The sequence below is a fragment of the Martinezella dioscoreae genome, assembly GCF_009176305.1.
Lineage (GTDB): Bacteria > Pseudomonadota > Alphaproteobacteria > Rhizobiales > Rhizobiaceae > Rhizobium > Rhizobium dioscoreae.
Genome location: NZ_BLAJ01000001.1, coordinates 76,821 through 99,738, shown reverse-complemented (window position 1 = coordinate 99,738; position 22,918 = coordinate 76,821). Strand labels below are relative to the sequence as shown.

The 22,918-nt window shown below is 59.9% G+C and carries 23 protein-coding genes; 8 read left to right on the top strand and 15 right to left on the bottom strand.

Annotated elements, in window-relative coordinates; all coding sequences use genetic code 11:
- Window positions 1-3: 3 nt before the first annotated feature.
- Both GDN47_RS00505 and GDN47_RS00500 read left to right on the top strand, forming a co-directional pair.
- The gene (locus tag GDN47_RS00505; protein ID WP_113330573.1) at window positions 4-1,431 is read left to right on the top strand and encodes a gamma-aminobutyraldehyde dehydrogenase; all 1,428 of its coding nucleotides are present in this window, start codon (window positions 4-6) and stop codon (window positions 1,429-1,431) included.
- A gap of 581 nt (window positions 1,432-2,012) precedes the next feature.
- Window positions 2,013-2,186 (top strand): DUF1328 domain-containing protein, encoded by a 174-nt coding sequence (locus tag GDN47_RS00500; RefSeq protein ID WP_069615987.1) that lies wholly within the window; start codon window positions 2,013-2,015, stop codon window positions 2,184-2,186.
- 31 nt (window positions 2,187-2,217) lie between these two features.
- Here GDN47_RS00500 and GDN47_RS00495 read toward each other — a convergent pair whose 3' ends face one another.
- The 11 genes from GDN47_RS00495 to GDN47_RS00445 all read right to left on the bottom strand — a co-directional run bounded on the left by GDN47_RS00495 (window position 2,218) and on the right by GDN47_RS00445 (window position 12,895).
- Entirely contained in the window at window positions 2,218-2,892 is a 675-nt protein-coding gene (locus tag GDN47_RS00495) for a DUF1345 domain-containing protein (RefSeq protein WP_113330574.1), read from the bottom strand.
- A 108-nt stretch (window positions 2,893-3,000) separates the two neighbouring features.
- Entirely contained in the window at window positions 3,001-3,732 is a 732-nt protein-coding gene (locus GDN47_RS00490; RefSeq protein WP_113354848.1) for an SDR family oxidoreductase, read from the bottom strand.
- A gap of 104 nt (window positions 3,733-3,836) precedes the next feature.
- A complete protein-coding gene (locus GDN47_RS00485; RefSeq protein WP_145631837.1) occupies window positions 3,837-4,970 on the bottom strand; it encodes an extracellular solute-binding protein in 1,134 nt (377 codons plus the stop codon).
- On the bottom strand, window positions 4,967-5,428 hold the full coding sequence (locus tag GDN47_RS00480; RefSeq protein WP_145631835.1) for a MaoC/PaaZ C-terminal domain-containing protein: 462 nt from the start codon (window positions 5,426-5,428) through the stop codon (window positions 4,967-4,969). Before GDN47_RS00480 ends, GDN47_RS00485 begins: the two co-directional genes overlap by 4 nt.
- A 3-nt stretch (window positions 5,429-5,431) precedes the next feature.
- Window positions 5,432-6,505 (bottom strand): Gfo/Idh/MocA family protein, encoded by a 1,074-nt coding sequence (locus GDN47_RS00475; RefSeq protein ID WP_152092499.1) that lies wholly within the window; start codon window positions 6,503-6,505, stop codon window positions 5,432-5,434.
- A 549-nt stretch (window positions 6,506-7,054) separates the two neighbouring features.
- A complete protein-coding gene (locus GDN47_RS00470; protein ID WP_152092498.1) occupies window positions 7,055-7,384 on the bottom strand; it encodes an L-rhamnose mutarotase in 330 nt (109 codons plus the stop codon).
- A 13-nt stretch (window positions 7,385-7,397) separates the two neighbouring features.
- A complete protein-coding gene (locus tag GDN47_RS00465) occupies window positions 7,398-8,510 on the bottom strand; it encodes a mandelate racemase/muconate lactonizing enzyme family protein (RefSeq protein WP_113420176.1) in 1,113 nt (370 codons plus the stop codon).
- Window positions 8,511-8,522: 12 nt separating this feature from the next.
- A complete protein-coding gene (locus tag GDN47_RS00460; protein WP_113333827.1) occupies window positions 8,523-9,620 on the bottom strand; it encodes an ABC transporter ATP-binding protein in 1,098 nt (365 codons plus the stop codon).
- A 5-nt stretch (window positions 9,621-9,625) separates the two neighbouring features.
- Window positions 9,626-10,492 (bottom strand): carbohydrate ABC transporter permease, encoded by an 867-nt coding sequence (locus GDN47_RS00455; protein ID WP_112722600.1) that lies wholly within the window; start codon window positions 10,490-10,492, stop codon window positions 9,626-9,628.
- A 2-nt stretch (window positions 10,493-10,494) separates the two neighbouring features.
- Complete coding sequence (locus tag GDN47_RS00450) at window positions 10,495-11,388, bottom strand: carbohydrate ABC transporter permease (RefSeq protein ID WP_113354502.1); 894 nt, start codon at window positions 11,386-11,388, stop codon at window positions 10,495-10,497.
- Window positions 11,389-11,578: 190 nt separating this feature from the next.
- Window positions 11,579-12,895 carry a type 2 periplasmic-binding domain-containing protein gene (locus GDN47_RS00445; protein WP_113354501.1) on the bottom strand — a complete coding sequence of 439 codons (1,317 nt, stop codon included), beginning with the start codon at window positions 12,893-12,895 and terminating at the stop codon, window positions 11,579-11,581.
- Between the two features lie 180 nt (window positions 12,896-13,075).
- Here GDN47_RS00445 and GDN47_RS00440 point away from each other — a divergent pair, with 180 nt between their 5' ends.
- From GDN47_RS00440 to GDN47_RS00425, 4 genes are all read left to right on the top strand, one after another.
- Window positions 13,076-13,867 carry an IclR family transcriptional regulator gene (locus GDN47_RS00440; RefSeq protein ID WP_095436363.1) on the top strand — a complete coding sequence of 264 codons (792 nt, stop codon included), beginning with the start codon at window positions 13,076-13,078 and terminating at the stop codon, window positions 13,865-13,867.
- Between the two features lie 65 nt (window positions 13,868-13,932).
- Window positions 13,933-14,769 (top strand): amidohydrolase family protein, encoded by an 837-nt coding sequence (locus GDN47_RS00435; protein WP_152092497.1) that lies wholly within the window; start codon window positions 13,933-13,935, stop codon window positions 14,767-14,769.
- A gap of 30 nt (window positions 14,770-14,799) precedes the next feature.
- A complete protein-coding gene (locus tag GDN47_RS00430) occupies window positions 14,800-15,360 on the top strand; it encodes a MaoC family dehydratase (protein ID WP_113354499.1) in 561 nt (186 codons plus the stop codon).
- On the top strand, window positions 15,347-16,504 hold the full coding sequence (locus GDN47_RS00425) for a CaiB/BaiF CoA transferase family protein (RefSeq protein ID WP_152092496.1): 1,158 nt from the start codon (window positions 15,347-15,349) through the stop codon (window positions 16,502-16,504). The genes GDN47_RS00430 and GDN47_RS00425 overlap by 14 nt, the downstream gene beginning before the upstream one ends.
- A 548-nt stretch (window positions 16,505-17,052) precedes the next feature.
- On the opposite strand, the gene tal is transcribed toward GDN47_RS00425, so the two are convergent.
- Window positions 17,053-18,018: a transaldolase gene (gene tal / locus GDN47_RS00420; RefSeq protein ID WP_069615972.1), complete on the bottom strand. Its 966-nt coding sequence runs from the start codon at window positions 18,016-18,018 to the stop codon at window positions 17,053-17,055.
- Window positions 18,019-18,520: 502 nt separating this feature from the next.
- On the opposite strand from tal, the gene GDN47_RS00415 reads away from it, so the two are divergent.
- Window positions 18,521-19,510, top strand: coding sequence for a sugar-binding transcriptional regulator (locus GDN47_RS00415; RefSeq protein ID WP_113333625.1), 990 nt, complete (start codon window positions 18,521-18,523; stop codon window positions 19,508-19,510).
- 270 nt (window positions 19,511-19,780) lie between these two features.
- Here the strand turns inward: GDN47_RS00415 and GDN47_RS00410 are convergent, their stop codons facing one another.
- Both GDN47_RS00410 and GDN47_RS00405 read right to left on the bottom strand, forming a co-directional pair.
- Window positions 19,781-20,653, bottom strand: coding sequence for a methylated-DNA--[protein]-cysteine S-methyltransferase (locus GDN47_RS00410; protein ID WP_069615970.1), 873 nt, complete (start codon window positions 20,651-20,653; stop codon window positions 19,781-19,783).
- Between the two features lie 111 nt (window positions 20,654-20,764).
- Window positions 20,765-21,268 (bottom strand): DUF2244 domain-containing protein, encoded by a 504-nt coding sequence (locus GDN47_RS00405; protein ID WP_113354622.1) that lies wholly within the window; start codon window positions 21,266-21,268, stop codon window positions 20,765-20,767.
- A 22-nt stretch (window positions 21,269-21,290) separates the two neighbouring features.
- Here GDN47_RS00405 and nth point away from each other — a divergent pair, with 22 nt between their 5' ends.
- Window positions 21,291-22,070: an endonuclease III gene (nth, locus tag GDN47_RS00400; RefSeq protein WP_173002423.1), complete on the top strand. Its 780-nt coding sequence runs from the start codon at window positions 21,291-21,293 to the stop codon at window positions 22,068-22,070.
- A 2-nt stretch (window positions 22,071-22,072) separates the two neighbouring features.
- Here the strand turns inward: nth and GDN47_RS00395 are convergent, their stop codons facing one another.
- Window positions 22,073-22,789: a sulfate transporter family protein gene (locus GDN47_RS00395; protein ID WP_113332437.1), complete on the bottom strand. Its 717-nt coding sequence runs from the start codon at window positions 22,787-22,789 to the stop codon at window positions 22,073-22,075.
- Window positions 22,790-22,918: the final 129 nt, after the last annotated feature.

Here is a 22,918-nt window from a genome sequence, read left to right as displayed (position 1 = left end):
ATAATGGATACCCAGATGCTGATCGGCTCCCGCTTCGAAGCCGGCACGGAGACGGAAGAACGCGTCCTCAACCCGAAGACAGGCGAGACGGTGCTCAACTTGCCGGAGGCCTCGCTCGGGCAGATCGACGCCGCCGTCGATGCTGCAGAAAAGGCCTTCACGAGCTGGTCGCAGACGACGCCAAGCCAGCGTTCGGCCTATCTCCTCAAGATCGCCGACGCCATCGAGCGCGATGCCGAAGGCTTTGCTGCGCTGGAAGCGCTGAACTGCGGCAAGCCGATCAATGCCGTGCTCAATGACGAAATCCCGGCGATCGTCGACTGCTATCGCTTCTTTGCCGGCGCGGTGCGCAACCTGCACGGCCCGGTCGCCGGCGAATACCTGCCCGGCCACACCTCGATGATCCGCCGCGATCCGATCGGCATCGTCGGCTCCATCGCGCCCTGGAACTATCCGCTGATGATGATGGCCTGGAAGCTGGCTCCCGCCATTGCCGGCGGCAACACCGTCGTCTTCAAACCCTCCGAACAGACGCCGCTGACGGCGCTGAAGATGGCGAAGCTGCTGGCGGATGTGCTGCCGGAAGGAGTCGTCAACGTCATCCTCGGCCGCGGCGAGAGCGTCGGCAATGCGCTGATCAACCATCCGAAGATCAGCATGGTCTCCATCACTGGCGATGTTGCCACCGGCAAGAAGGTCTTGCAGGCCGCGGCCAAGACGGTCAAGCGCACCCATCTCGAACTTGGCGGCAAGGCCCCAGTAATCGTCTTCGACGATGCCGATATCGACGCCGTGGTCGCCGGCATCCGCACCTTCGGCTATTACAATGCCGGCCAGGATTGCACGGCCGCCTGCCGCATCTATGCCGACGCCAAGGTCTACGACAATTTCGTCGCCGACCTCACCTCGGCCGTGTCAAGCATCAAGTTCAACCTCGCTGACGACACGGAGAACGAAATCGGCCCGCTGATCTCCAAGCGCCAGCGCGACCGCGTCGAAAGCTTCGTCACCCGCGCCGCCGAACACAAGCACATGGAAATCACCACAGGCGGCAAGATTTCCGGCGAGCACGGCTTCTTCTACGCCCCGACCGTCGTTGCCGGCGCCACGCAGGATGACGAGATCGTCCGCCGCGAAGTCTTCGGCCCTGTGGTCTCCGTAACCCGCTTCACCAATGCCGACGACGCCGTCACCTGGGCCAACGACAGCGACTACGGCCTGGCTTCCTCGGTCTGGACGAAGGACATTAGCCGCGGCATGCAGACCGCTGCCCGCCTGCAATATGGCTGCACCTGGATCAACACCCATTTCATGCTGGTCAACGAAATGCCGCATGGCGGGCTCAAGCAATCCGGCTACGGCAAGGATATGTCAGTCTACGCTATCGAAGATTATACCGCCGTGCGGCATGTGATGATCAATCATGGGTGAGAAGGGGTTCGCGACGTGAACGGCATTCTCCATTTTACCGCATGGCTGTACCCCCCTCTGTCACTTCGTGACATCTCCCCCACAAGGGGGGAGATCGTTGGGGCACATCGCTAGCTCCTCAAAATGAGGCACCATCGTTCAGCGGATACGAGGTCTATTATTTTACGGTGACGGTGCCGTAGGTTACCAATCTCCCCCCTTGTGGGCAGGGTATCGCATATGAGCGGAGAGCGCCGCTGTCCCCCTTCTCCCCAGCGGGGAGAAGGTGCCGCCAGGCGGATGAGGGGGTGCCCGCCAAGACCACAAAAATCCATGAATTCAAATCGATAACCCCCTCATCCGACCCTTCGGGCCACCTTCTCCCCAAGGGGAGAAGGAGCTTATGGCGCTCGTCCGCCTCCATATGCGATAGCCCTGCCCTTGTGGGGGAGATGTCACGAAAGTGACAGAGGGGGTATGCACCCTCAGCAGACTCGACAGCATCCGTCGAAGGCAACAATACTCATTACCCCAAAACGCCTTCGGAACAATTCACCCTCCTCCCGCGTCTTTAAGAAGTACAACGCAGAGGAGATTGCTAAATGCTGAAATGGGCTCTCATTTTCTTTGTGATTTCTTTGATCAGCGGCTTTTTCGGTTTTTCCGGCGTGTCCGCGGCAACCGCAACCATTGCGCGCGTTCTCTTCGCCATCTTCCTGATCATCTTCCTGATATTCCTGATCCTGGCCGTCATGGCCGGCAATGCCGTTGTTTGACGGCAGCAATCATCGGCGCATCGGGGCGGGCCTAGATCAGGCTCGCCCCGACATTTATGGCGAGCGCCAGGATCGTCGTATTGAACAGAAACGACAGGATCGCGTGCAGAAGCGCGAGCTTACGCATCGAAACGGTGGAAATACCGATATCGGCGGTCTGAGCCGCAACCCCGATCGTGAAGGAGAAATAGAGGAAGTCCCAATATATCGGCTCCTCCAAAGGCTCGGCGAATTTCAGCCCCTGCCCCTTGCCCGGACTGCTGTAGAACCGGTGCGCATAGTGGATGGTGAACAGCGTATGCAGGAAGGTCCAGGATATCAGGATCGTCACGATCGCCATCATCACGCGGTAGAAGGCGATTTCGGGTGAGGCGTCCTTGACGCCAAGCAGATCCAGCGCAATGCCGCCGATGCTGGCGAGCGCTGCCGCAATCGACAGGAACAGCAGGAATCCATCCGAGAAATCGAGATCGGCCGAGCGCTTGCGTATGCGCTGCGGGTCGGCCGTCAGCATCCTGTACAGGCTGTAAACGATATAGACGATTGCGGTCGTATCCCAAGCGATCAGCAGATTGCTGGCATTGAACTCGCGGGATGTCAGAAGCAGAAAGACGGCGATGCCGGCAAGAACCGCAATCAGGATGACATGATGCTTGCGCCACAGCACACGCCATCTGGAATGATGCAAATGTCCCTGCGCATCCATGCCGCTCTCCCGATCGTAAATCGTCTTTCAAAACAACGATTCGCCGACGAGAGTGGCAAATAAAAGGAAGCCTCGCAATACGGGGCCTCCGACCTTCAAAATGCAGCCTCAGCCCGTCCAGCCGCCGTCGATGACGTGGATCTGGCCTGTCGTGAAGCCCGCCTCGTCGCCGGCGAGATAGGTCACTAGTGCGGCGATCTCTTCGGCAGTCGCGATCCGGCCCATCGGCTGGCGGGCGATAAAATCCTTCATTGCCTTCTCGTAGTCCCCGGTTGCTCTGAGCCTCTCATGCAGCGAAGGGCTGTCGACCGTACCGGGGCAAATGGCATTGGCGCGAATGCCCTTGGCAACGAAATCGGCGGCGATCGATTTGGTCAGGCCGATCACGGCAGCCTTGGAGGCGCAATAGGCGAAACGGTTCGGCACGCCCTTCACACTGGAAGCAACGGAGGACATGTTGACGATCGACCCCTTGCCCTTTTCCAGCATGCCCGGCAGGAAGGCCCGGCAGGTGGTGTACATCGCCTTGGCATTGAGGTTGAAGGAGAAATCCCAATCCTTTTCCTCGCAGTCCAGGATCGTGCCAGCATGGACGAAACCGGCGCAATTGAAGAGCACGTCGATCGGGCCAAGTTCTTCCGCGTAGGCCTTGACGGCGGCGCTATCGAGCACGTTCAACACATGTTTGGTCGCGCCATCAAGCGTCGAGAGCGTCTGCTCGTTGATATCAGTGGCGTAGACGTGTGCGCCAAGCGAGATGAAGCGCTCTGCCGACGCCCGGCCAATGCCCTGCCCCGCCGCCGTGATGACGACCTTCTTGCCTTCCAACCCGTGACCCATAATCCTGATCCTTTCTTCGGGAACCATGACCCCACCCATGCCGCTGGCTGCATAGCCGAAACTCGGATAAGATCATGCAATAACAATCAGTTGGCGCAACCTCACTACGCTTCGAAAGACTGCGCGAAGCGATGATTCAGCTTGTCGACGAGGACTGTATGCCGCTCGCCGCTTCGCAGTCCATTGCTAATCATCTCGGATGCATCGCTTTGAAATGCCATGTAGCCATCATGCCGCGGCCGCACATAGGCGCCTTCCAGCGTCGCACGCGTGTTGCGGTAAAAATCGAGCGCCGGCGCATTGACCGCATCGCTGATCCAGCCGTCGGCATGGCCCGGTTGACCATTGCCACTCGCATAAACACCCGCCTGCACCGGCCCGCTCGCAATCCAGCGCGCAAAGGCCTTCGCCTCTTCAGGCGCTTGCGTGCGTGCCGACACCGCAATGCCAGTGCCGCCGAGTGCCGAGCCATTCGGCGCGCGTCCATCGATCACGGGCATATCTGCAAAAGCGATCCGCGCCCGCCTGAATCCGGCAAAGGAATAGTTCACGTAGCCATAGATGAACGGCGACGCCACATAGGGGCCGTCAGGCTGGCCCATCAGGTCGAGCACCGCGATCGGATCCATTTCGTAGCAGCTGGAATCCATGCCCGAAACGAGCTGCGCGATCCAGTCGAGCACCGCTTCGCCATCGGCCTTGGCAATGAAATCCGGCCCTTCGATGTTGCAGGGCGTGCCGAGGTGGGCAGCCAGCGTGATGAAAGTCATCAGCGAATGCGGCGGCCGCATCGGCAGGATCGCTTTGCCTTCCTTGGCGAGCGTCACGAATTCGGCGAGATTCTTGACCGGCGCGCTCAGCCGGTCGGGCCGATAGGCCTGCACCTGTGTTGCCGCATCGAGCGGAAAGGCCCATTGCCGGCCCTGCCAGTTGTAGCTCGGATAGGAGCGCCCAACGGTGCCGGCGGCGATCGCGGCAATTTCCTCTGCACAGCCTGCATCATCGAGCGGCAGCAGGCAGTTCTCGCGCGTGATCTGCCCGACATGCGGATGATCGACGACGATGAGATCGTATTGCGCGGCAAGCTCCTCCACCGGAAAAGTCTCGAAATCCTGCAGCGAGCGCTTTTCCCAGCTGATCTCGACACCGGTCTTTTCCCGCCACACCTTCGAGCAGGCGATCATCGGATCGTAGCCGCGCGGATGCGACCAGGTCATTCCCTTAAGTTTTACCATCATGCCTTCCCCGCGCTCGGCTTGCGCTCGACGACCAGGATATGATCGGCGGCAAGCACGACTTCGTCGCGCTGGTTCAGCACTTCGCAACGCTCGACCACACGACCGGAAGCCGGCCGTTTCGGATCATCCTCCTTCGCCGAAATGGTGACGCGGGTGCGGATCGTATCGCCAATATGCACCGGTCGGACGAAGCGGAGCCGATCGTAACCATAGGAAAAGGCGACAGGGTTGATGAGCGAGGCCGTCAGTCCGACGCCGATCGCAAAGATCATCGTGCCATGCGCGATGCGCTGGCCGCCGGGCAAGGTCTTGGCGAATTCCGCATCCATGTGATGTGGGAAGAAATCGCCGGTATGGCCAGCATGGACAACAAAATCCGTCTCGGTGATCGTCCGTCCCGTGGTCACCCTGACGTGGCCGACTTCATAATCTTCGAAATAGGGGGTTTGTTCTGCCATTGCTCAAGCCTTTGGAAGTTCGGCAATCGGCGTCGCCGGCGCGGCGCTCGATTGATAAGCGGCCTCGACGAGAGCCATGGTCTGCCAGGCATCCTCGACGGAACCGATCAGCTCCTGATCCTCGCCGGATGCAAAACGCTGCAGGTTGGCCATGCGATTGACAAAGGCATCCGGGAACCAGGCGCCCTCCAGCTTGACCTCGACCCAATCGCTGCCGCCCTCAGGTCGGATCCAAAGTTCGTCCGGCTCCCCGCTGGGATAGTCGAGATTGACACCGAGCTTGACATAGGCCGCCCCCTTGGTGCCGGCGATGCGAAACTCACAAGCCTGGAACCTGCGGCCGAAATCATGGTCGTGATTGACCGAGAGCACGCAGCGAACCTTGTCGCCATAATCGAGAATCGCAGCCGTCCGCGTCTGGGCGACATCATGGTTGGGATGGCCGATGGTCTTGGCGTGGATCCCTTGAGGATTACCGAGCAGCCCGCGAATGAAATCGAAATAGTGGATCGAATGCATGGCTATCTCGATGCGTGGCAAGCCTTTCAGGAACGGCCAGAGGCCCCAGGGTGTTGCAAGCGCCAGCCACGCATCGAAATCGACGACCTCGCCGAGATACCCTTTGTTCACGGCATCGTAGAGCGCCAGCATCATCGGCGCGAAGCGAAGCTGGAAGTTGACGGCCGCCTTGATATCCCTCTCGCGGCAGACCCACAGAATTTCGGAGGCGCCGACAAGATCGCTGCCCATCGGTTTCTGGATCAGCGCGAAGGAACCGCACGGCAACTTCGAAAGGATCGTCGCATGCGCTGCCGGCGGCGTCGCCAGATCGAAGATCGCGCCATCGACGGCAAGGGCTTCTGCCTCGGAGGCGAAAACTCGAATGCCCCATCGAGCAGCCAGTGCCACCGCCTTCTCGGTGTTTGGATCGTAGAGGCCCGCGACCGGAAAGCCGCCTTGTTTATAGGCAGGCAGATGCGCGTCACCGACGATGCTGCCGGCACCGAAAATCACGATCGGACGCGGATGCGACGGCATCGGCCACCATTGGCGCAGGGATTTGGGATCGAAGTTCATCTCATCCTCCCTGAAACCAAGGTCGGTTGACCTTTTGCCCGGAAAAAGGAGCCAGGAACATTGGCTTCGGAAGTTGTGGAAGCTACACACCCCCCTCTGTCACTTCGTGACATCTCCCCCACAAGGGGGGAGATCGCTTGAAGCGTTTCGCAGCACCTCGGGAAACGAATAGCTGTCATGTCAGCAGATTCAATGTCTGTTGCTTGCCAGAGATAGCCGCGATTTACCAATCTCCCCCCTTGTGGGGCAGGGCTATCGCATATGGAGGCGGATGAGCACCATAAACTCCTTCTCCCCTTGGGGAGAAGGTGGCCCGAAGGGTCGGATGAGGGGGTTATCGATTTGAATTCATGGATTTTGGTGGTCTTGGCGGGCACCCCCTCATCCGCCTGGCGGCACCTTCTCCCCGCTGGGGAGAAGGGGGACGGCGGCGATCTCCGCTCATATGCGATACCCCTGCCTTGTGGGGGAGATGTCAGCGAAGCTGACAGAGGGGGGTATCCATTCCACAATCTCCCCGCTGGCGGAATAAGGGGCCCTGATTGGACGTCAGTCATGATGAAACACCTCCTCCATCATGGCCCACCACTCGCCCTCTTTGCGGGTCTCGAAGGGCTTCTGGCAGGGTATGCAGAAAGACCACCACTCTTGGTTCTTCGGGCTGGCAGCCATCTTCGACATATCGGCCTTGAAATCCGTGCCGACATATTCCCAATAGCCGAAGAGCAGGTTTTCCGGCTCTTTCAGGAAGATCGAATAGTTGGTGATGTTGCATTCGGAGATCAGCGCCAGGATCTCGGGCCAGACGGCCGCGTGAAGCGCCTTGTATTCCGCCACATTGGCCGGCTCCAGGCCGATCACCATTCCCATCCGCTGCATGGTTAGCTCCTCCTCAGCCGTGAATTTCCCGGGTGAATTCGCCGATCGAGCGCGCCTTCACGGCATCCCAGTCCCAGGCAATGCCGATGCCGGGCTCTGATGGGGCCACCGCCTTGCCATCGACGATGTCCATACCCTTGGTGGTGAGATCGTCGAGCTGCGGGATGTATTCGACATATTTGCCATTCGGCACGGCGCAGGTGAGGCTGACATGCAGCTCCATCAGGAAATGCGGGCAGACGGGAATGTCGAAAGCTTCGGCGGCATGCGCCACCTTCAACCAGGGCGTGATGCCGCCGATGCGGGCGACATCCACCTGCACGATCGAGCAGGCGCCCTTCTGCATATATTCGCGAAAATGCCGGATCGAATACATGGATTCGCCGACCGCGATCGGCGTCGGCGTCGATCGCGTCAGCCGGATATGGCCATCGAGATCGTCGGCCGGCAGCGGCTCCTCGATCCAGGCAAGGTCCAGCTCCTTGAGGCGTGCTGCCCGGCGGATCGCCTCATCGACGGTGAAGCCCTGATTGCAGTCGGTCATGATTTCGAAGCCGGAGCCGAGTGCCAGACGCATCGCGGCCAGCCGGTCGTAATCCTCGGAGCCATGCGGCTTGCCGATCTTCACCTTCGAGCCGGAAAAGCCCTTGGCCTTCGCCTGCAGGGCGTCTTCGACCAAAGCTTCCTTCTCGATATGCAGCCAGCCACCTTCCGTCGTGTAGAGCGGGCACCGATCCTTGGCGCCACCGGCAAGCTTCCAGAGTGGCAGCTTCTGCTTCTTGGCTCGCAGATCCCAAAGCGCCGTGTCGATGGCCGCAAGCGCCAGCGCCGTGATGGGACCGATCGTCGTAGCATGCGTGGCGAATTCCAGTCTGTGCCAGATCGCCTCGATGCAATCGGCATCCTCACCGATCAAGAGCGGCACCAGATGGTCGGACAGCAGCCGCATGACGGACGAGCCGCCGGTGCCGATCGTATAGCTGTAACCGGTGCCGGCTGCCCCATCGCTGTCGGTGATGGTAACGATCGGCGTTTCCTGGCTGACGAAGCTCTGGATCGCATCCGTCCGCTTCACCTTCGGCGGCAGATCGACCATGCGCAGTTCAATTTTCTCGATACGTGCCATGGGAGCTATTCCTCAGTTTGCCAGGCTCTTGCCGGTTTCGGCGGAGAAGAGATGCGCTTGGCTGAGATCGAAGCTCATCTTCAGCCGCTCGCCACTCTTCAGCGCGCGCGGATTGAGCATGCGCGTCACCCATTCGCGCCCGGCGAATTCGACAAAGACGAGTGTTTCATTGCCGAGCGGTTCGGTGATGGCGACCGGTAGGGTCAGCTCGTAGACGGCAGATTCCGCGCCCGAATGCAGGCCGTGGCCAGTCGGGAAGATATCGTCAGGCCTAAGACCGAAGGCGACCTTTTCTCCTTCCCTGACCTTGCCGGCAAACTGGTTCGGCAGCGGCAGACGATCACCGTTCTTGAAGATGAGTTCGCCTGCCTTCAGCGTCGCCTCTTCGATATTCATCGGTGGTGAGCCGATGAAGCCGGCAACGAAGCGGGTGGCGGGCCGCTTGAACACCTCGTCCGGCGTGCCGACTTGTTCGATGTGGCCGTCGCGCATAATGACGATGCGGTCCGCCAGCGTCATGGCCTCGACCTGATCGTGCGTCACGTAGACCACCGTCGACTGCACCTTGGCATGCAGTTTCTTGATCTCGGTGCGCATCTGCGTGCGCAGCTTGGCATCAAGGTTCGATAGCGGCTCGTCGAAGAGGAAGACCTCCGGCTGGCGCACGATGGCGCGGCCCATGGCGACGCGCTGACGCTGGCCACCGGAAAGCTGCGCCGGGCGGCGATCCATCAGCGCTTCAAGGCTCAAAATAGCAGCGGCCTCGTTGACGCGGCGGTCGATCTCGGCCTGCGGCTGCTTGGCGATCTTCAGCGAGAAACCCATGTTCTCGCGCACGGTCATATGCGGATAGAGCGCATAGGACTGGAACACCATGGAGATGTTGCGATCGCGCGGCGGCAGGTCGTTGACGACCGTATCGCCGATCTCGATCGTGCCGTCGGACACATCCTCCAAGCCGGCGATCATGCGCAGCGTCGTCGACTTGCCGCAGCCGGACGGGCCGACAAGCGCGATGAACTCCTTGTCCGCGATGTCGAGATCGATCCCGTGGACGATTTCCAGCGCGCCGTAGCGCTTGACGAGTTTTTTGAGGGAAACCTGAGCCATGGAGATCAACCTTTGACCGCACCGAATGTCAGACCCGACACCAGATGCTTCTGAATGATGAAAGTGAGAGCGAGAGCCGGAATGATCATCACGACCGCCAATGCGCACATGCCACGCCAGTCGATGGTGAACTCGGCCGTGTAGTCGAGGAGACCGACCGGCAGCGTCTTGGAATCGACGGAACGCGTCAGCTGCGAGGCGAGAGCATATTCATTCCAGCAGGTGAGGAAGGCGAAGATGCCGGCCGATGCGATGCCGGGGCCGGCGAGTGGAAATTCCACCTGCCAGAACGCCTGCCAGCGCGTGCAGCCGTCGATCTGCGCGGCCTCGGCGAGATCCTTCGGCACCTGCCGGAAAAAGCCGTCGATCAGCCAGATCGTGAACGGCACATTCAGCGCGACATAGGTGAGGATCAGGCCGAAATGCGTATCGATGATGCCGAGCCGCGCATAGACCATGAAGAGCGGCAGCGATAGCGCCACGCCGGGCACGGAACGCGTCAGCATCAGCCCGAGGAACACGGCTGACTTGCCTGCGAAACGAAAGCGAGCGAAGGCATAGCCGCCGGACATGCCGATGACGAGCGCAATGGCGGTCGAGGTGACGGAGATGATGAGCGAATTGCGGAAATAATCCCAGACGGGAATGCCGCCCTGCCCGACGCCGCTGAACATGGCGCGATAGGCTTCCAGCGACAGCTCCTGCGGTATCCAGACCGGCGGCTTCGCCATGATTTCCACGGTCGGCCGTAGCGAGCTGATGACGATCCAGAAACCGGGCAGGCAGATGATAAGCATCGCGAGAAAGAGGCCGATGAGATAGGCGATCTTCCAGAGGCGGCGCTGCAGGCGTTGTTGAGCGTTGCGATCCATGATTACCACTCCGCTCCGATCTGGGTGCGGGCAAGCGCCAGCTTGCGGAAGAAATAGACGGTGAAGACGATAGAAAGAATGATCGAGACATAGGCCATGGCATTGGCAAGCCCCATCTGTGCGTCGGCATAGGCCGTGCGTCCGACCAGCGTCCAGATCAGCTCCGTGCGCCGCGCCGGGCCGCCATCGGTCATGATCTTAACGATGTCATAGGCACGGGCGACGTCGAGCGAACGGATCGTCATGGCGATGAAGGCGAACGGCATCAGGAATGGCCAGGTGACGTAGCGGAAGGTCTGCCAGCTGGTACAGCCGTCCACTTTTGCGGCTTCTACCGGCTCTTGTGGCATGGCGAGCAGGCCTGCGAGGATAAGGATCGCGAAGACCGACGTCGACGACCAGACTTCGGCAATGACGATGGAAAACAGCGCCAGATTGCCATCGATCAGCCAGGGAATAGCCGTCTCGGTAATACCCAGGGATTGCAAGGCATTGTTGATGATGCCGACATTGTCGTTGAACATGAATTTGAACTGGAAGCCGACGAGAACGGGCGAGAACATCATCGGAAACATCATCAGCGTGCGCAGCACGCGCTTGCCGTAGGTCGCCTTGTTGACCAGCAAAGCCAATCCGAGACCAAGCAGCATTTCCAGATTGAGCGCGATCGTCAAAAGCACGACGGTGCGCACGAAGGCGGCCAGGAACACCGGATCCGACAGGATGCGCATGTAGTTGCGCAGACCGATGAAGGTGAAAAGCGTCGCCGGCCGCGTCAGGCGAAAGGGCGTGAAGCTGGAATAGAAGGACAGAAGCAGCGGAAACAGAACCACAGCCACGAGGACGATGATCGCCGGAAGAAGAAGCAGGACCGGTGGAGATATTCTTTTAAGCATGGTTTGCACCTGTCGGCATTCCTCGGCAGCGTGGCCCGGACTGCGTGGAATGGATTGCTTGGGACCGAGAAGCCGGCAGCAAACCGGCAGGGTAGACCGGCCCCTTGCGGCACCGATCGAAAACCATTCTCGAACTCAGTTTTGCGGAAATCCCGCACGCCCGAGACGCGCGGGATTTCGAGTGCACCGCTTAGAGGGCGCCAGCGTCCTTCAGAACATCGGTTGCCTTCTGCGCAGCGGCATCAAGCGCCTCCTTCGAACTCTTGTCGCCAAGGATCGCGGCCTGAAGCTCAGGATAGACGACGTTGGAAATCTCGATCCATTGCGGCGTGCGCGGAACCGGGAAGGCATACTTCATGGCTTCCTGGAAGGTGCTCAGCACTTCCTTCTTGTAAGGGTCGGATGCAGCCTGCTGGATATCCCAGTCCCATACGGCCTTGCGGGTCGGCAGCGTGCCGTTGGCGGCTTCGAGCTTCTGCGAGTCGTCGTTCGTCAGGAACCAGACGAGCGAAGCGGCTGCATCCTTGTGGGCGCAGGCTTCGGTTACCGAGAAGCCATGATGGCCGGACCAGCCGGTGTGCTTGCCGGAGGAACCGGCAGGCTGCACGACGACACCGACATTGCCGGCGATCTTCGAAGACTTCGGATCATTGAAGTAGGTCGCCCAGCCCGGCCAGTCGAGATCGAGAGCGATCGAACCAGAGGCAAAGCCGGCACCGAGGTCGTCCCAGAGATAGTTGGTCGTGCCGGCCGGAACGGCCTTGGCCTTGTACATGTTGACGAACCAGTCGAGCGCGCGCACCCCGGCTTCGGAGTTGAAGGCAGGCTTGCCGTCCTTATCGAGATATTCGCCGCCTTCGGCGACCAGCATTTCATAGAAGCGGCCATTGATCGCCTCTTCCTTGCCGGGGAATTGCGTGCCGAAGAAGTTCGGCGGGTTGGAGAAGAAGATCGCCTGATCGGAGACTTCCTTCCACGTCTTCGGGGGCGCCAGATCGTAGCCATACTTCGCCTTGAACGCCGTCTTCTTGGCCTCATCGTTATAGAGGCTCTTCTGATAGTAGAGCGCCGAAACGTCAAACTGCGCACGCGGCAGCATGATCAGGCGGCCGTCGATGGTCGAGGCCTGGATGGTCGAATCGACGAACTGGCTAATTTCTTCCTTCGGCAGCAGCTTGCCGAGGTCGGTGTAGAGATCGGGATACTGCGGCGCGAAGGACGAGTGGTTCGAGCCGACGCACCAGGAGATGCTGCCCGAGGCCATGTCCGATTTGATTTCCTTGTCGAGTTCGAAGTGGTTCTTCTTCGAGAGAATGTTGACCTTGGCGCCCGTCTCCTTCTCCCACTCGGCGATGCGCGCGTAAAGCGGCTCGTATTGCTGACCGCCGATGAGTTTGGCGTCGATCGTCACGCCCGGAAATTTGCCCGGCAGATCGGCGGCGAAGACCGCTGTGCCGGCAAGCAATGCCATCGTGCCGGCAGCAAGACCGGCCTTCCAATTCCTCATCGAACTTCCTCCCTTAAAATCGGACCCCTTGCCCGATTGCCCTCTCGACCCAAATATGGATCAATGATTTATAAGTAAACATCTTATTCATTGGCCGTCAAGCCGCGATCGCGCGCTTGTAAAATGCCTTCATTCATATATGAATGATGATTCATGTTTCTTCGCATGGGGGACTTGTTGATGAGCATAGAAGACGACAGTGATCGCTACCGCGCACCGGCGCTGGACAAGGGGCTCGACATTTTGGAGTTGCTGGCGACGATCGACGGCGGCTTGACGCAGGCCGAGATTGCCAAGGCGCTCAACAAGAGCCCCAACGAATTCTACCGCATGCTCGATCGTCTCGTACGGCGCGGCTATGTGCAGCGGCAGGATGGCGATCGTTTCTATCTGACGCTGAAGCTCTTCGGCCTTGCGCATTATCATGCGCCGGTGCGCCGCCTCGTCTCCTTCGCCACACCGCTGATGCGCGAATTCTCCAACCGTGCCGAGCAGGCCTGCCATCTGGCGATCTATGATCGCGGCTCCGTCGTCGTCATCGCGCAGCAGGATTCGCCGACCTATTGGGGCATCTCCATCCGCGTCGGTGCGCAGATCAATCTCTATAATACCGGCTCCGGCCATATTCTTCTGGCATTCCGGGATGCAAAGCAGCGCCAAATGATGATCAACGAGCAGAGACGCCAGGAACAGGATCCGGAGGAGCCGCCTGCCGATCTCGAGGAAAAGCTTGCAGCAATTCGTGAAAAGGGCTTCGAAACCATGAGCAGCCTGCAGACGAGCGGCGTACACAATATTTCCGCGCCCGTGCTGGCGATGGACGGCAACGCGCTTGCTGCCCTCACCTGCCCCTATATCGAGCCAGTGAACCCGAAGGCGCCTACGCGCGAGCAGGTGGTCGAATATGTCCGGGAAGCCGCCAAGCAAATCTCCGAAACCGTGGCCGGCACAGTGGACAAGGCCGAGTTATAATTTTTATTTGAATAAACTATTCTTCTGTGAGTATATGTTGAGCAAGCAGGTATGGGAGGAACGCCATGCTTTTCGACAGCCATCTGCACATCGTCGACCGGAAACGTCTCGCCTATCCCTGGCTGGCCGGCGCCGGCGCGCTCAATCGCGACAGCCTCTATGAAGACTATGCGCGCGAGGCCAAGCGGCTTGGGATCGCCGATACGCTTCACATGGAGGTCGACGTCGCCGAGGATGATATCGAGCGGGAAACGGATTACGTCAAAGGCCTGAGCCGTGAGCCCGGCAGCCTCCTCAGGGGTGCCATCGCCGCCTGCCGTCCTGAGAGCACGAACTTCCCCGCCTATCTCGAACGCGTACTTGCCGATCCCTTCGTCAAAGGTTTCCGCCGTGTACTGCATGTCGTGCCAGATGACGTCTCCGAGGGCGCCCTCTTCCGCGAGAACCTCAAGCGGCTCGGCGGCACGCGGCTCACCTTCGACCTCTGTGTCCTACCGCATCAGATGTCCAAGGCGCTCGCGCTCATCGACCTCAATCCCAATATCCGCTTCATCCTCGACCATTGCGGCGTACCGGCGGTGAAGGATGGCTTCAGCGAAAGCTGGGCGGCGGGGATCACGGAAACGGCGAAGCGCCCGAATGTCACCGTTAAGATTTCCGGCGTCGTCGCCTATGCCGATCCAGACAGCTGGACGCCGGAAACGCTGCGTCCCTTCATCGAACATTGCATCGCAAGCTTCGGCTGGGACCGCGTCATCTGGGGCAGCGACTGGCCAGTCTGTACGCTCGGCGGCAGTCTTTCCGCCTGGATCGCAGCCACTCACGCGCTAATGCAAGGCGTAAGCACCGACGAACGCAGCCGGCTCTATCACCTCAATGCCAAGCGCCTCTGGTCTCTTTGAGATCAGAGGTTTTCCATCGAAAGACATGCCATGACCGCCACCGTCGGCATATCCAGCACCTGTCCGAAGACCATGCCGGCCGATCACGCCGAGATTCCTGTCTGGAATGCGGAAAACTGGTTCTACGAAGATTTCGAAATCGGCCACAGGATCCGCTCGCTGCGTCGCACGATCTCAGAAGGCGAATCCCAGCAGTTCAACGCGCTGGTGCTCGACATGCATCCTTACGTTAGCGACCAGATTTTTGCGGAAACCGAGGGCCTGTTCGGCAAGCGGCTCGTTGCCGGCGCCTTCGTCTTTTCCGCCGGGCTTGGGCTCGTCGCCACCAATTGCGTCAACGCCTTTTCCTATGGATACGACAAGTTGCGCTTCATCAAGCCTACCTTCATCGGCGAGACGATCTACACCATCCGCACAAATCTCGATAAGCAGCCGAAATATGCCGAGCTCGGCCTGATCCGCTCTTCCTACGAAGTCTTCAAGGGCGAAGGCGAATTGGTGCTCTATTGCGAGCATATCCAGACCGTGCGCTACAGGAACGGCCGGCCCGCGGACGCGCCGCCGCTGAAAGTCCGACATGACCAAGGATAACGAAGAGGGCCTGCTCTCCGGCATCATCGTGCTGGATATGAGCCAGTTTCTTGCCGGCCCGATGGCGGCGCTACGGCTCGGCGATCTCGGCGCGAGGATCATCAAGATCGAGCGGCCCGATGGCGGTGATCTCTGCCGCCGGCTCTATCTCAGCGACACCGAGATCGGCGGCGACTCCACGCTGTTTCATGCCATCAACCGCGGCAAGGAGAGCTTTGCCGTCAATATGAAGGATGAAGGCGACCTGCAGGAACTGCGCGCGCTGATCGCCAAGGCCGACGTCGTCATCCAGAATTTCCGCCCCGGCGTCATCGAAAGGCTTGGCCTCGACTATGCCGCCGTTGCCGCAATCAATCCCCGCATCGTCTATGGCAGCATCACCGGATACGGCCCTGACAATGAATGGCGCCATTTCCCCGGGCAGGATCTGCTGGCCCAGGCCCGCTCCGGCGTCATGTGGCTGAATGGCGAGGCGGATGACGGGCCTGTGCCCTTTGGCCTCGCCGTCGCCGACATGCTGTCCGGTAATCTCCTGGTTCAGGCCATCCTTGCCGGACTGGTGCGCCGCGGCCTCACCGGCCACGGCGTGCATGTTGAGACGAGCTTGCTGGAGGCACTGGTCGATTTCCAGTTCGAAGTGCTAACCACCCATCTGAACGACGGCGGCCGACTGCCGAAGAAATCCGCCGTGCGCAATGCCCACGCCTATCTCGCGGCGCCCTATGGCGTCTATCGCTGTGCCGATGGCTGGCTGGCATTGGCGATGATGCCGCTGGAAAAACTCGCGCCGCTGCTCGATCTGCCCGCTCTTGCCGGTTACACGCCGGATGATGCCTTTCAGCATCGGGACGAGATCAAGACCATGATCGCCAGCCGCCTGCAGGAAAAGACGGTTCGCGAGTGGCTCGATCTCCTGGAACCCGCAGACATCTGGGCGGCCGAAGTGCTTGACTGGCCGAAATTGCTGCAAAGCGCTGCTTTCCGTAAGCTCGATATGCTGCAGACGGTAACCCGCGACGATGGCGCCTCGGTACGCACGACGGCAAGCCCGATCCGGGTGAATGGTGTTCGAGCCAAGAATGATATGGCGGCGCCGACGATCGGCGGGCAGTCGGAGAAGATCAGGGCGGAGTTTCTTCGCTAGGTTCTCTACGCAACGCCCGTGATACCCCCCTCTGTCACTTCGTGACATCTCCCCCACAAGGGGCAGGGGTATCGCATATGAGCGGAGATCGCCGCTGTCCCCCTTCTCCCCAGCGGGGAGAAGGTGCCGCCAGGCGGATGAGGGGGTGCCCGCCAACACCACAAAAATCCATGAATTCAAATCGATAACCCCCTCATCCGACCCTTCGGGCCACCTTCTCCCCAAGGGGAGAAGGAGCTTATGGTGCTCGTCCGCCTCCATATGCGATAGCCCTGCCACAAGGGGGGAGATTGGTAACCTGCGGCACCGTCATCGAAAGATAATAAGCCTCGTATCCGCTGATACGATCGCGCCTCATTTTGTAGAACTAGCGATGCGCCCTAACGATCTCCCCCTTGTGGGGGAGATGTCCCGAAAGGGACAGAGGGGGGTATCGTAAGCGCGTCAAACTCAAAGTCTCAACCTATCACCCCAAATAAAAAGGGCGCCGCATCCCCGCGACACCCCTCTCAAATCATAGCTCCCCAAAGAGAGAGCCAATCTCACTTTCAAGCCGCAGCGAGCTGCAGTTCCTTGCTGACCATGGCGCGCAGCGTGCCGAGATCCTTGGCGAAAGCGCGGATGCCTTCGGAAAGCTTCTCGGTTGCCATTGCGTCTTCGTTCATCATCCAGCGGAAGGTCTTTTCGTCGACGGCGATCTTTTCGACCGAACCCTTGGGCTCCGGCGAGAGCTTGCGCTCCAGCTTGCCTTCGTCCTTGGAAAGTTCGTCGAGCAGGTTCGGGCTGATCGTCAGGCGATCGCAGCCGGCCAGCGCTTCGATTTCGCCGGTGTTGCGGAAGGAGGCGCCCATGACGATCGTCTTGATGTCGTTGGCCTTGTAATAGTGGTAGATATCGCGCACCGAGATGACGCCCGGATCTTCCTCAGCCGTGTAGTCCTTGCCGGTCGACTTCTTGTACCAATCGAGGATGCGGCCGACGAAGGGCGAGATCAGGAATGCCTTGGCATCGGCGCAAGCAATCGCCTGGGCCTTGCTGAAGAGCAGCGTCAGGTTGCAGTCGATGCCTTCCTTCTGCAGCACTTCGGCGGCGCGGATGCCTTCCCAGGTGGAGGCGAGCTTGATCAGGATGCGGTCGCGCTCGATGCCGCGCTCCTTGTAGGCAGCGATGATGGCGCGGGCCTTGGCAAGCGAAGCTTCGGTGTTGAAGGAGAGATCAGCATCAACTTCCGTCGAGACACGGCCGGGAACGAGACCGGAGAGCGCTGCGCCGACGGAGATTGCCAGACGGTCGGCAACGGCGGCAACGACGGCTTCGGAGGCACCGCCCTGCTTCTTGCCCCAGGCAACGGCTTCCTTGATCGCATCGGCGAACATCGGCGTGCCGAGCGCCTTCAGCACGATGGTCGGGTTGGTGGTGCAATCCACCGGCTTCAGGCGAGCGACTGCCTCGATATCGCCGGTATCGGCCACGACCGTCGTCATGGCGCGGAGTTGATCAAGCTTGGAAGTCATAACAGGTATCCTTGTTGAATGAGGCCCATTGGAATGGGAGATGTCGGGCGGCAGATCCGGTCTTGCGCCGGGCGGGACCGAAGGCGTCAGGGGAGTGCGGCCTTCCTTCTCCTATGTTTTGGTAACGGGATAAAAACAGCGAAAGTTCCATTTCCGGTGAACGGCCGAGCGATGAGGAGACAACCTTCCGAAAACAAGCTTTCCGCCGGCATCGGACGCCCTATATGGCTCCCCGTCCGGCCTGGCACTTGCTCGCGGCAGCACTCGCACATTGTCCTCCTCGACTGGACAAGACCGAATTCCTCAGCGCTGACTATCAGCAATCTCGCACGGAAAAGTCAAGGACATTTGTGCAATTCGATTGACATAAGTTTCATGTCATAGAATATCGGCAGCAGAAGAGCCGATCTCGCCTGCTCCTGTCATCCGCCATCATTCCGTTTCGCATCTCAGGTGGATCATGACGTTAAACGGCGCATGCGACAATCTTGCCGGAGGACCTGTGGCCAAACTGAGACGCGGAACCCATACCGCCTATTCGGAGACCTCCTCCCTGAGGCTTCGCGCCGCCTGGCTCTATTACAATCAGGGCCTGACGCAGAAGGATGTTGCCGAGCAGCTCGGCATCAGCCGCACCACGGTCATCCGCCTGCTGGACGAGGCCATGCGCCGCGCCGAGGTGCAGATCTGGATCACCGAAGGCATCGACGACTGCGTGGAACTGGCGATCAAGCTCGAGCGCACCTATGGGCTCGACGAGGCGATCGTCGTTCCCGAGCCGGCCGGTGGCAATGTCAACGCCCAGGCAAAGAGCGTCGGCCTGGCGCTCGGCCAGTTCCTGACGGAGGCCATCCCCGACAATTATACGATCGGCGTCGGCTGGGGCCGGACGATGACCGCTTCGCTCGCGAGCTTCCGCCCGACCCGCCGCGACAACTGCAAGGTGGTCTCCCTGCTCGGCGGCATCGTCGCCGTCCACCAGACCAACCCGATCGACTATACCTGGCGCCTGGCGAGCCAGCTCGGCGCGGAATGCTACATGTTCCTGGCGCCGCTTCTCGTCGACTCCGTCGAGACCAAGCGCAATCTCATCGAGAAATGCGGCCTGGAGGCCATCTACCGCCTGGCGGAAAACCTCGATCTCGCCATCGTCAGCTGCGGCGATATCGGCCCGCAATCAACCTCGCTATCAGAGGGCTTCATCTCGAAGCGCGAGCTGGAAGAATTGATCGACATGGGTTGCGTCTGCGACACCATGTTCAATTTCCTCGATGCCGACGGCAATTCGGTCGATCACCCGATCAACAAGCGCGTCATGTCGGTCGATCTCGATACGCTGAAAAAGGCAAAGCACATCGTGATCTCGTCCGGCGGCGCTCACCGCGCCCAGGCGATCAGCGCCACCATCAAACGCATCGGCTGCAATACTTTGATTACGGATGAAAGCGCTGCCAAGGCGCTGCTGCAGATGGCCATGGCCAAGGCGGCGTGAGGGCGTTTCGGCTGCCAGTTCCGAGCGGGTCGAAGGTGCGTACCCCCCTCTGTCGCTTTCGCGACATCTCCCCCACAAGTGGGGAGATTGGTAATGCGCAGCAATCTCTCACTTCAAAGTAAACATCGAGCATGCTGAAATTACAGCAGCTAAACATTCATTTGGGCGAGCAGCAAACTCCTAACGATCTCCCCCCTTGTGGGGGAGATGTCCCAACAGGGACAGAGGGGGTATCAGAGCCTCAACGATCTCAAAACTTTCGAACACCCCTCAAGCATCCCCCGCTTCCCACCCCAGCATCGCCCGTTTGCGCGTAAGCCCCCAGTGATAGCCCGTTAGCTGCCCGTTCTTGCCGAGCGCTCGGTGGCAGGGCACGACGAAGGAGATCGGGTTGCGGCCGACGGCAGCACCTACGGCCCGCATGGCCGTCGGCTGACCGATATCCCTTGCGATGTCGGAATAGGTCACGGCACGGCCCATCGGGATCTTCAACAGGCTTTCCCAGACGCGAAGCTGGAAATCAGAGCCGATCAGCACGACGCGCAGCGGCTGGTCGCTCGACCAGTTCGAGCGCTCGAAGATGCGTGCCGCATAAGGTGCCGTCGCATTCGGATCCTCGATGAACTCGGCATTCGGCCAGCGGCAGGTCATGTCGGCGAGGCAAGCCTTCTCATTGCCGGAATCGCTGAAGGCGAGACCGGCAAGGCCGCGATCCGTGACCATGATCAAAGCGAGGCCGAAGGGCGAGATGTGAAACGCATAGCGCATCACCAGGCCGCTGCCCCTTGCTTTCCATTCGCCAGGCGACATCGCCTCATGTGTGACGAAAAGATCGTGCAGTCGACTGGGGCCGGACAAGCCGACCTCGAAGGACGTTTCGAGCAGCGGTAGATCCTCCTTGCGCAAAAGGCGTTTGGCATGATCGAGCGTGACGGCCTGCAGGAAGGCCTTGGGCGACAGTCCGGCCCAGCGCGTGAATGTCTTCTGCAATTGTGTCGGCGACTGGCCGAGCCTCTCGGCGAGCATCTCCAGCGATGGCTGGTCGCGATATTCCTCGGTGATGAGCTCGATGACCTCCCGGACGGTGTCGTAGTCCTGACCTTCCGGGGTGATGTCTTTCTTCAGCTGTGCAATCGCATTCATGATCTTTCTCCTTGAAAAGGAGAAAACCACGGCAAGAGGGCTAAAACCACCCGTTTCTTGCGTAAGTGGTCTCTCTGCAAAAATGTGATACCGCCGGGTTGGGAAGACCGCTCATATCCGTTGTGTCACGGTCGCCAATGCCCGCTTGAAGGCTTTGGCGAAACTCTCGCGATCCTCCGGATTGAGGAAGGAGCCGACATCGGTGTCGTGGCTCCTGTCGCGGACATGCATCGACACGACCCCGATCTCGCGGTGGCGGCGAACGAGGAAGCGCGTCCAGAACGGATTGAAATCATGTTCCACCATGCGGCCCGTCGGCGAGAATTTGCGGATGGAAACATTGGTGCGCGATATCGTCACCTCTTCGCGCACACGGCCCGACCGATAATTCAGCCAGAAGGCGCCATAGAGCAGGAGGAAATCGGCGCCGAAGAAAATCCCGATCGGCCAGGCGCCTCGCGTGACGAAGAGAACACTGTAGATGAGACAGAAGCCGCCCGCCAAGGCCAGCATGACCCTGAACCCCTTTCGCGGCAGCGAGCGATGGGGAAACAATTCGGCGGCAAAAACCGGCCTGTTGCCGTCTGCAGCCGTATCGGCGTTGCGTTCCGTCATAGGACTTGAGTATAGGTCGTTTATGGCAAATCCAAAGATCAAATCCAGCGCCCAAACCGTGAAAAAGTCAAATGCGACCGCAGGCCGCAAGCCGGCGGCCAAAAGCCTCTATTCCAAGGCGGACCTGGAAGAAATCTTCCGCCGCTTCTCCATCCAGCGGCCGGAACCGAAGGGCGAGCTGGAGCACGTCAACCCTTTCACGCTCGTCGTCGCCGTCGCGCTTTCAGCACAGGCGACGGATGCCGGCGTCAATAAGGCGACGCGCGCCCTCTTTGCCGTTGCCGACACGCCGCAGAAGATGCTCGATCTCGGCGAGGAGCGCATTCGGGAATACATCAAGACGATCGGCCTTTACCGCAACAAGGCGAAGAACGTCGTCGCGCTATCGGAAAAGCTGATCACCGATTTCGGCGGCGAGGTGCCGCGGACGCGCGAGGAGCTGATAACCCTACCCGGCGTCGGCCGCAAGACCGCGAACGTTGTCCTGTCCATGGCCTTCGGCCAGGCGACGATGGCGGTCGACACGCACATTTTCCGCATCGCCAACCGGCTGCTGCTCGCCCCCGGCAAGACGCCCGACGAAGTCGAGCAGCGGCTGATGAAGATCATCCCCGATCAGTATCTCTACCATGCCCACCATTGGCTGATCCTGCATGGCCGCTATGTCTGTAAGGCGCGCAAGCCCGAATGCGAGCGCTGCGTGATCGCAGACCTCTGTCGCTCGCCGGAAAAGACCTGGGACATCCCCGCTCCCCTGGTCGAACTTCCGGCGCAGATCATCGGGGCTGAAGCGGCAGGCTGAACCTATCGAAGGCGCGGGTTCGCTTCCTTGTGCGAAATCAGCTTGTGCAGATGCACCATCATGCCGGCGGCAAAGAGCGGCGTCAGCAGATTGAGAAGCGGAATTGCCAGAAAGGCTGCGATGACCAGGCCTGCCAGAAAGACCGTGAAGGCGTGTTTGACGCGGAATTGCCGCGCCTCGTCCGGTGAGCGGAAGCGCATGGCGGCGAATTCGAAGAATTCGCGTCCGAGCAGATAGCCGTTCACCAGAAAGAAGGCGATCAGGTTGACGCCCGGAATGAACAGCAGGAACAGCGCCACGATATTGCCGACGATGACGACGCCGAGAAACCGCACCGAGCTTTTCATCGCCGCGACGATCGGCATCGCCGTTCCGGGCGCATCGCCTGGATAGTCGCGCTTTTCTACAACTTCGGCGACATCATCGAGAAAGAGTCCGGCAATCAGGGCTGTGACCGGCGAAATCAGCAGCGCCATGGCCAATGCCAATGCGATGCCGGCGAAGATGGCGAGGAAGAGCGTAAGCCAACCCGTCCAATCCGAGGTGGACGGCATAAAGCCCTGCAGCCAAGGCAATACGAAAGAATTGAAGGCGCCTCGCAGGACGAACCAGAGCACGAGAAGCGCCAGCAATGTGAGACCCAGAACCTTCCAGAAAACCTTGCGCGTCTCCGGCGCAAAGAGATTTTCCAGGGAGAGGCGGGCAGCAAGGCCAATCATTCGGTCTACCTCTTTTGGTGGCAGTTGGACACTTAAGAAGCGGTTGCATCGATATCAATATCCCGTGCAGATATATGAATGTGCCAATTAAAAATTTGAATTATTGTAATACAGTTTGCACTAATATAT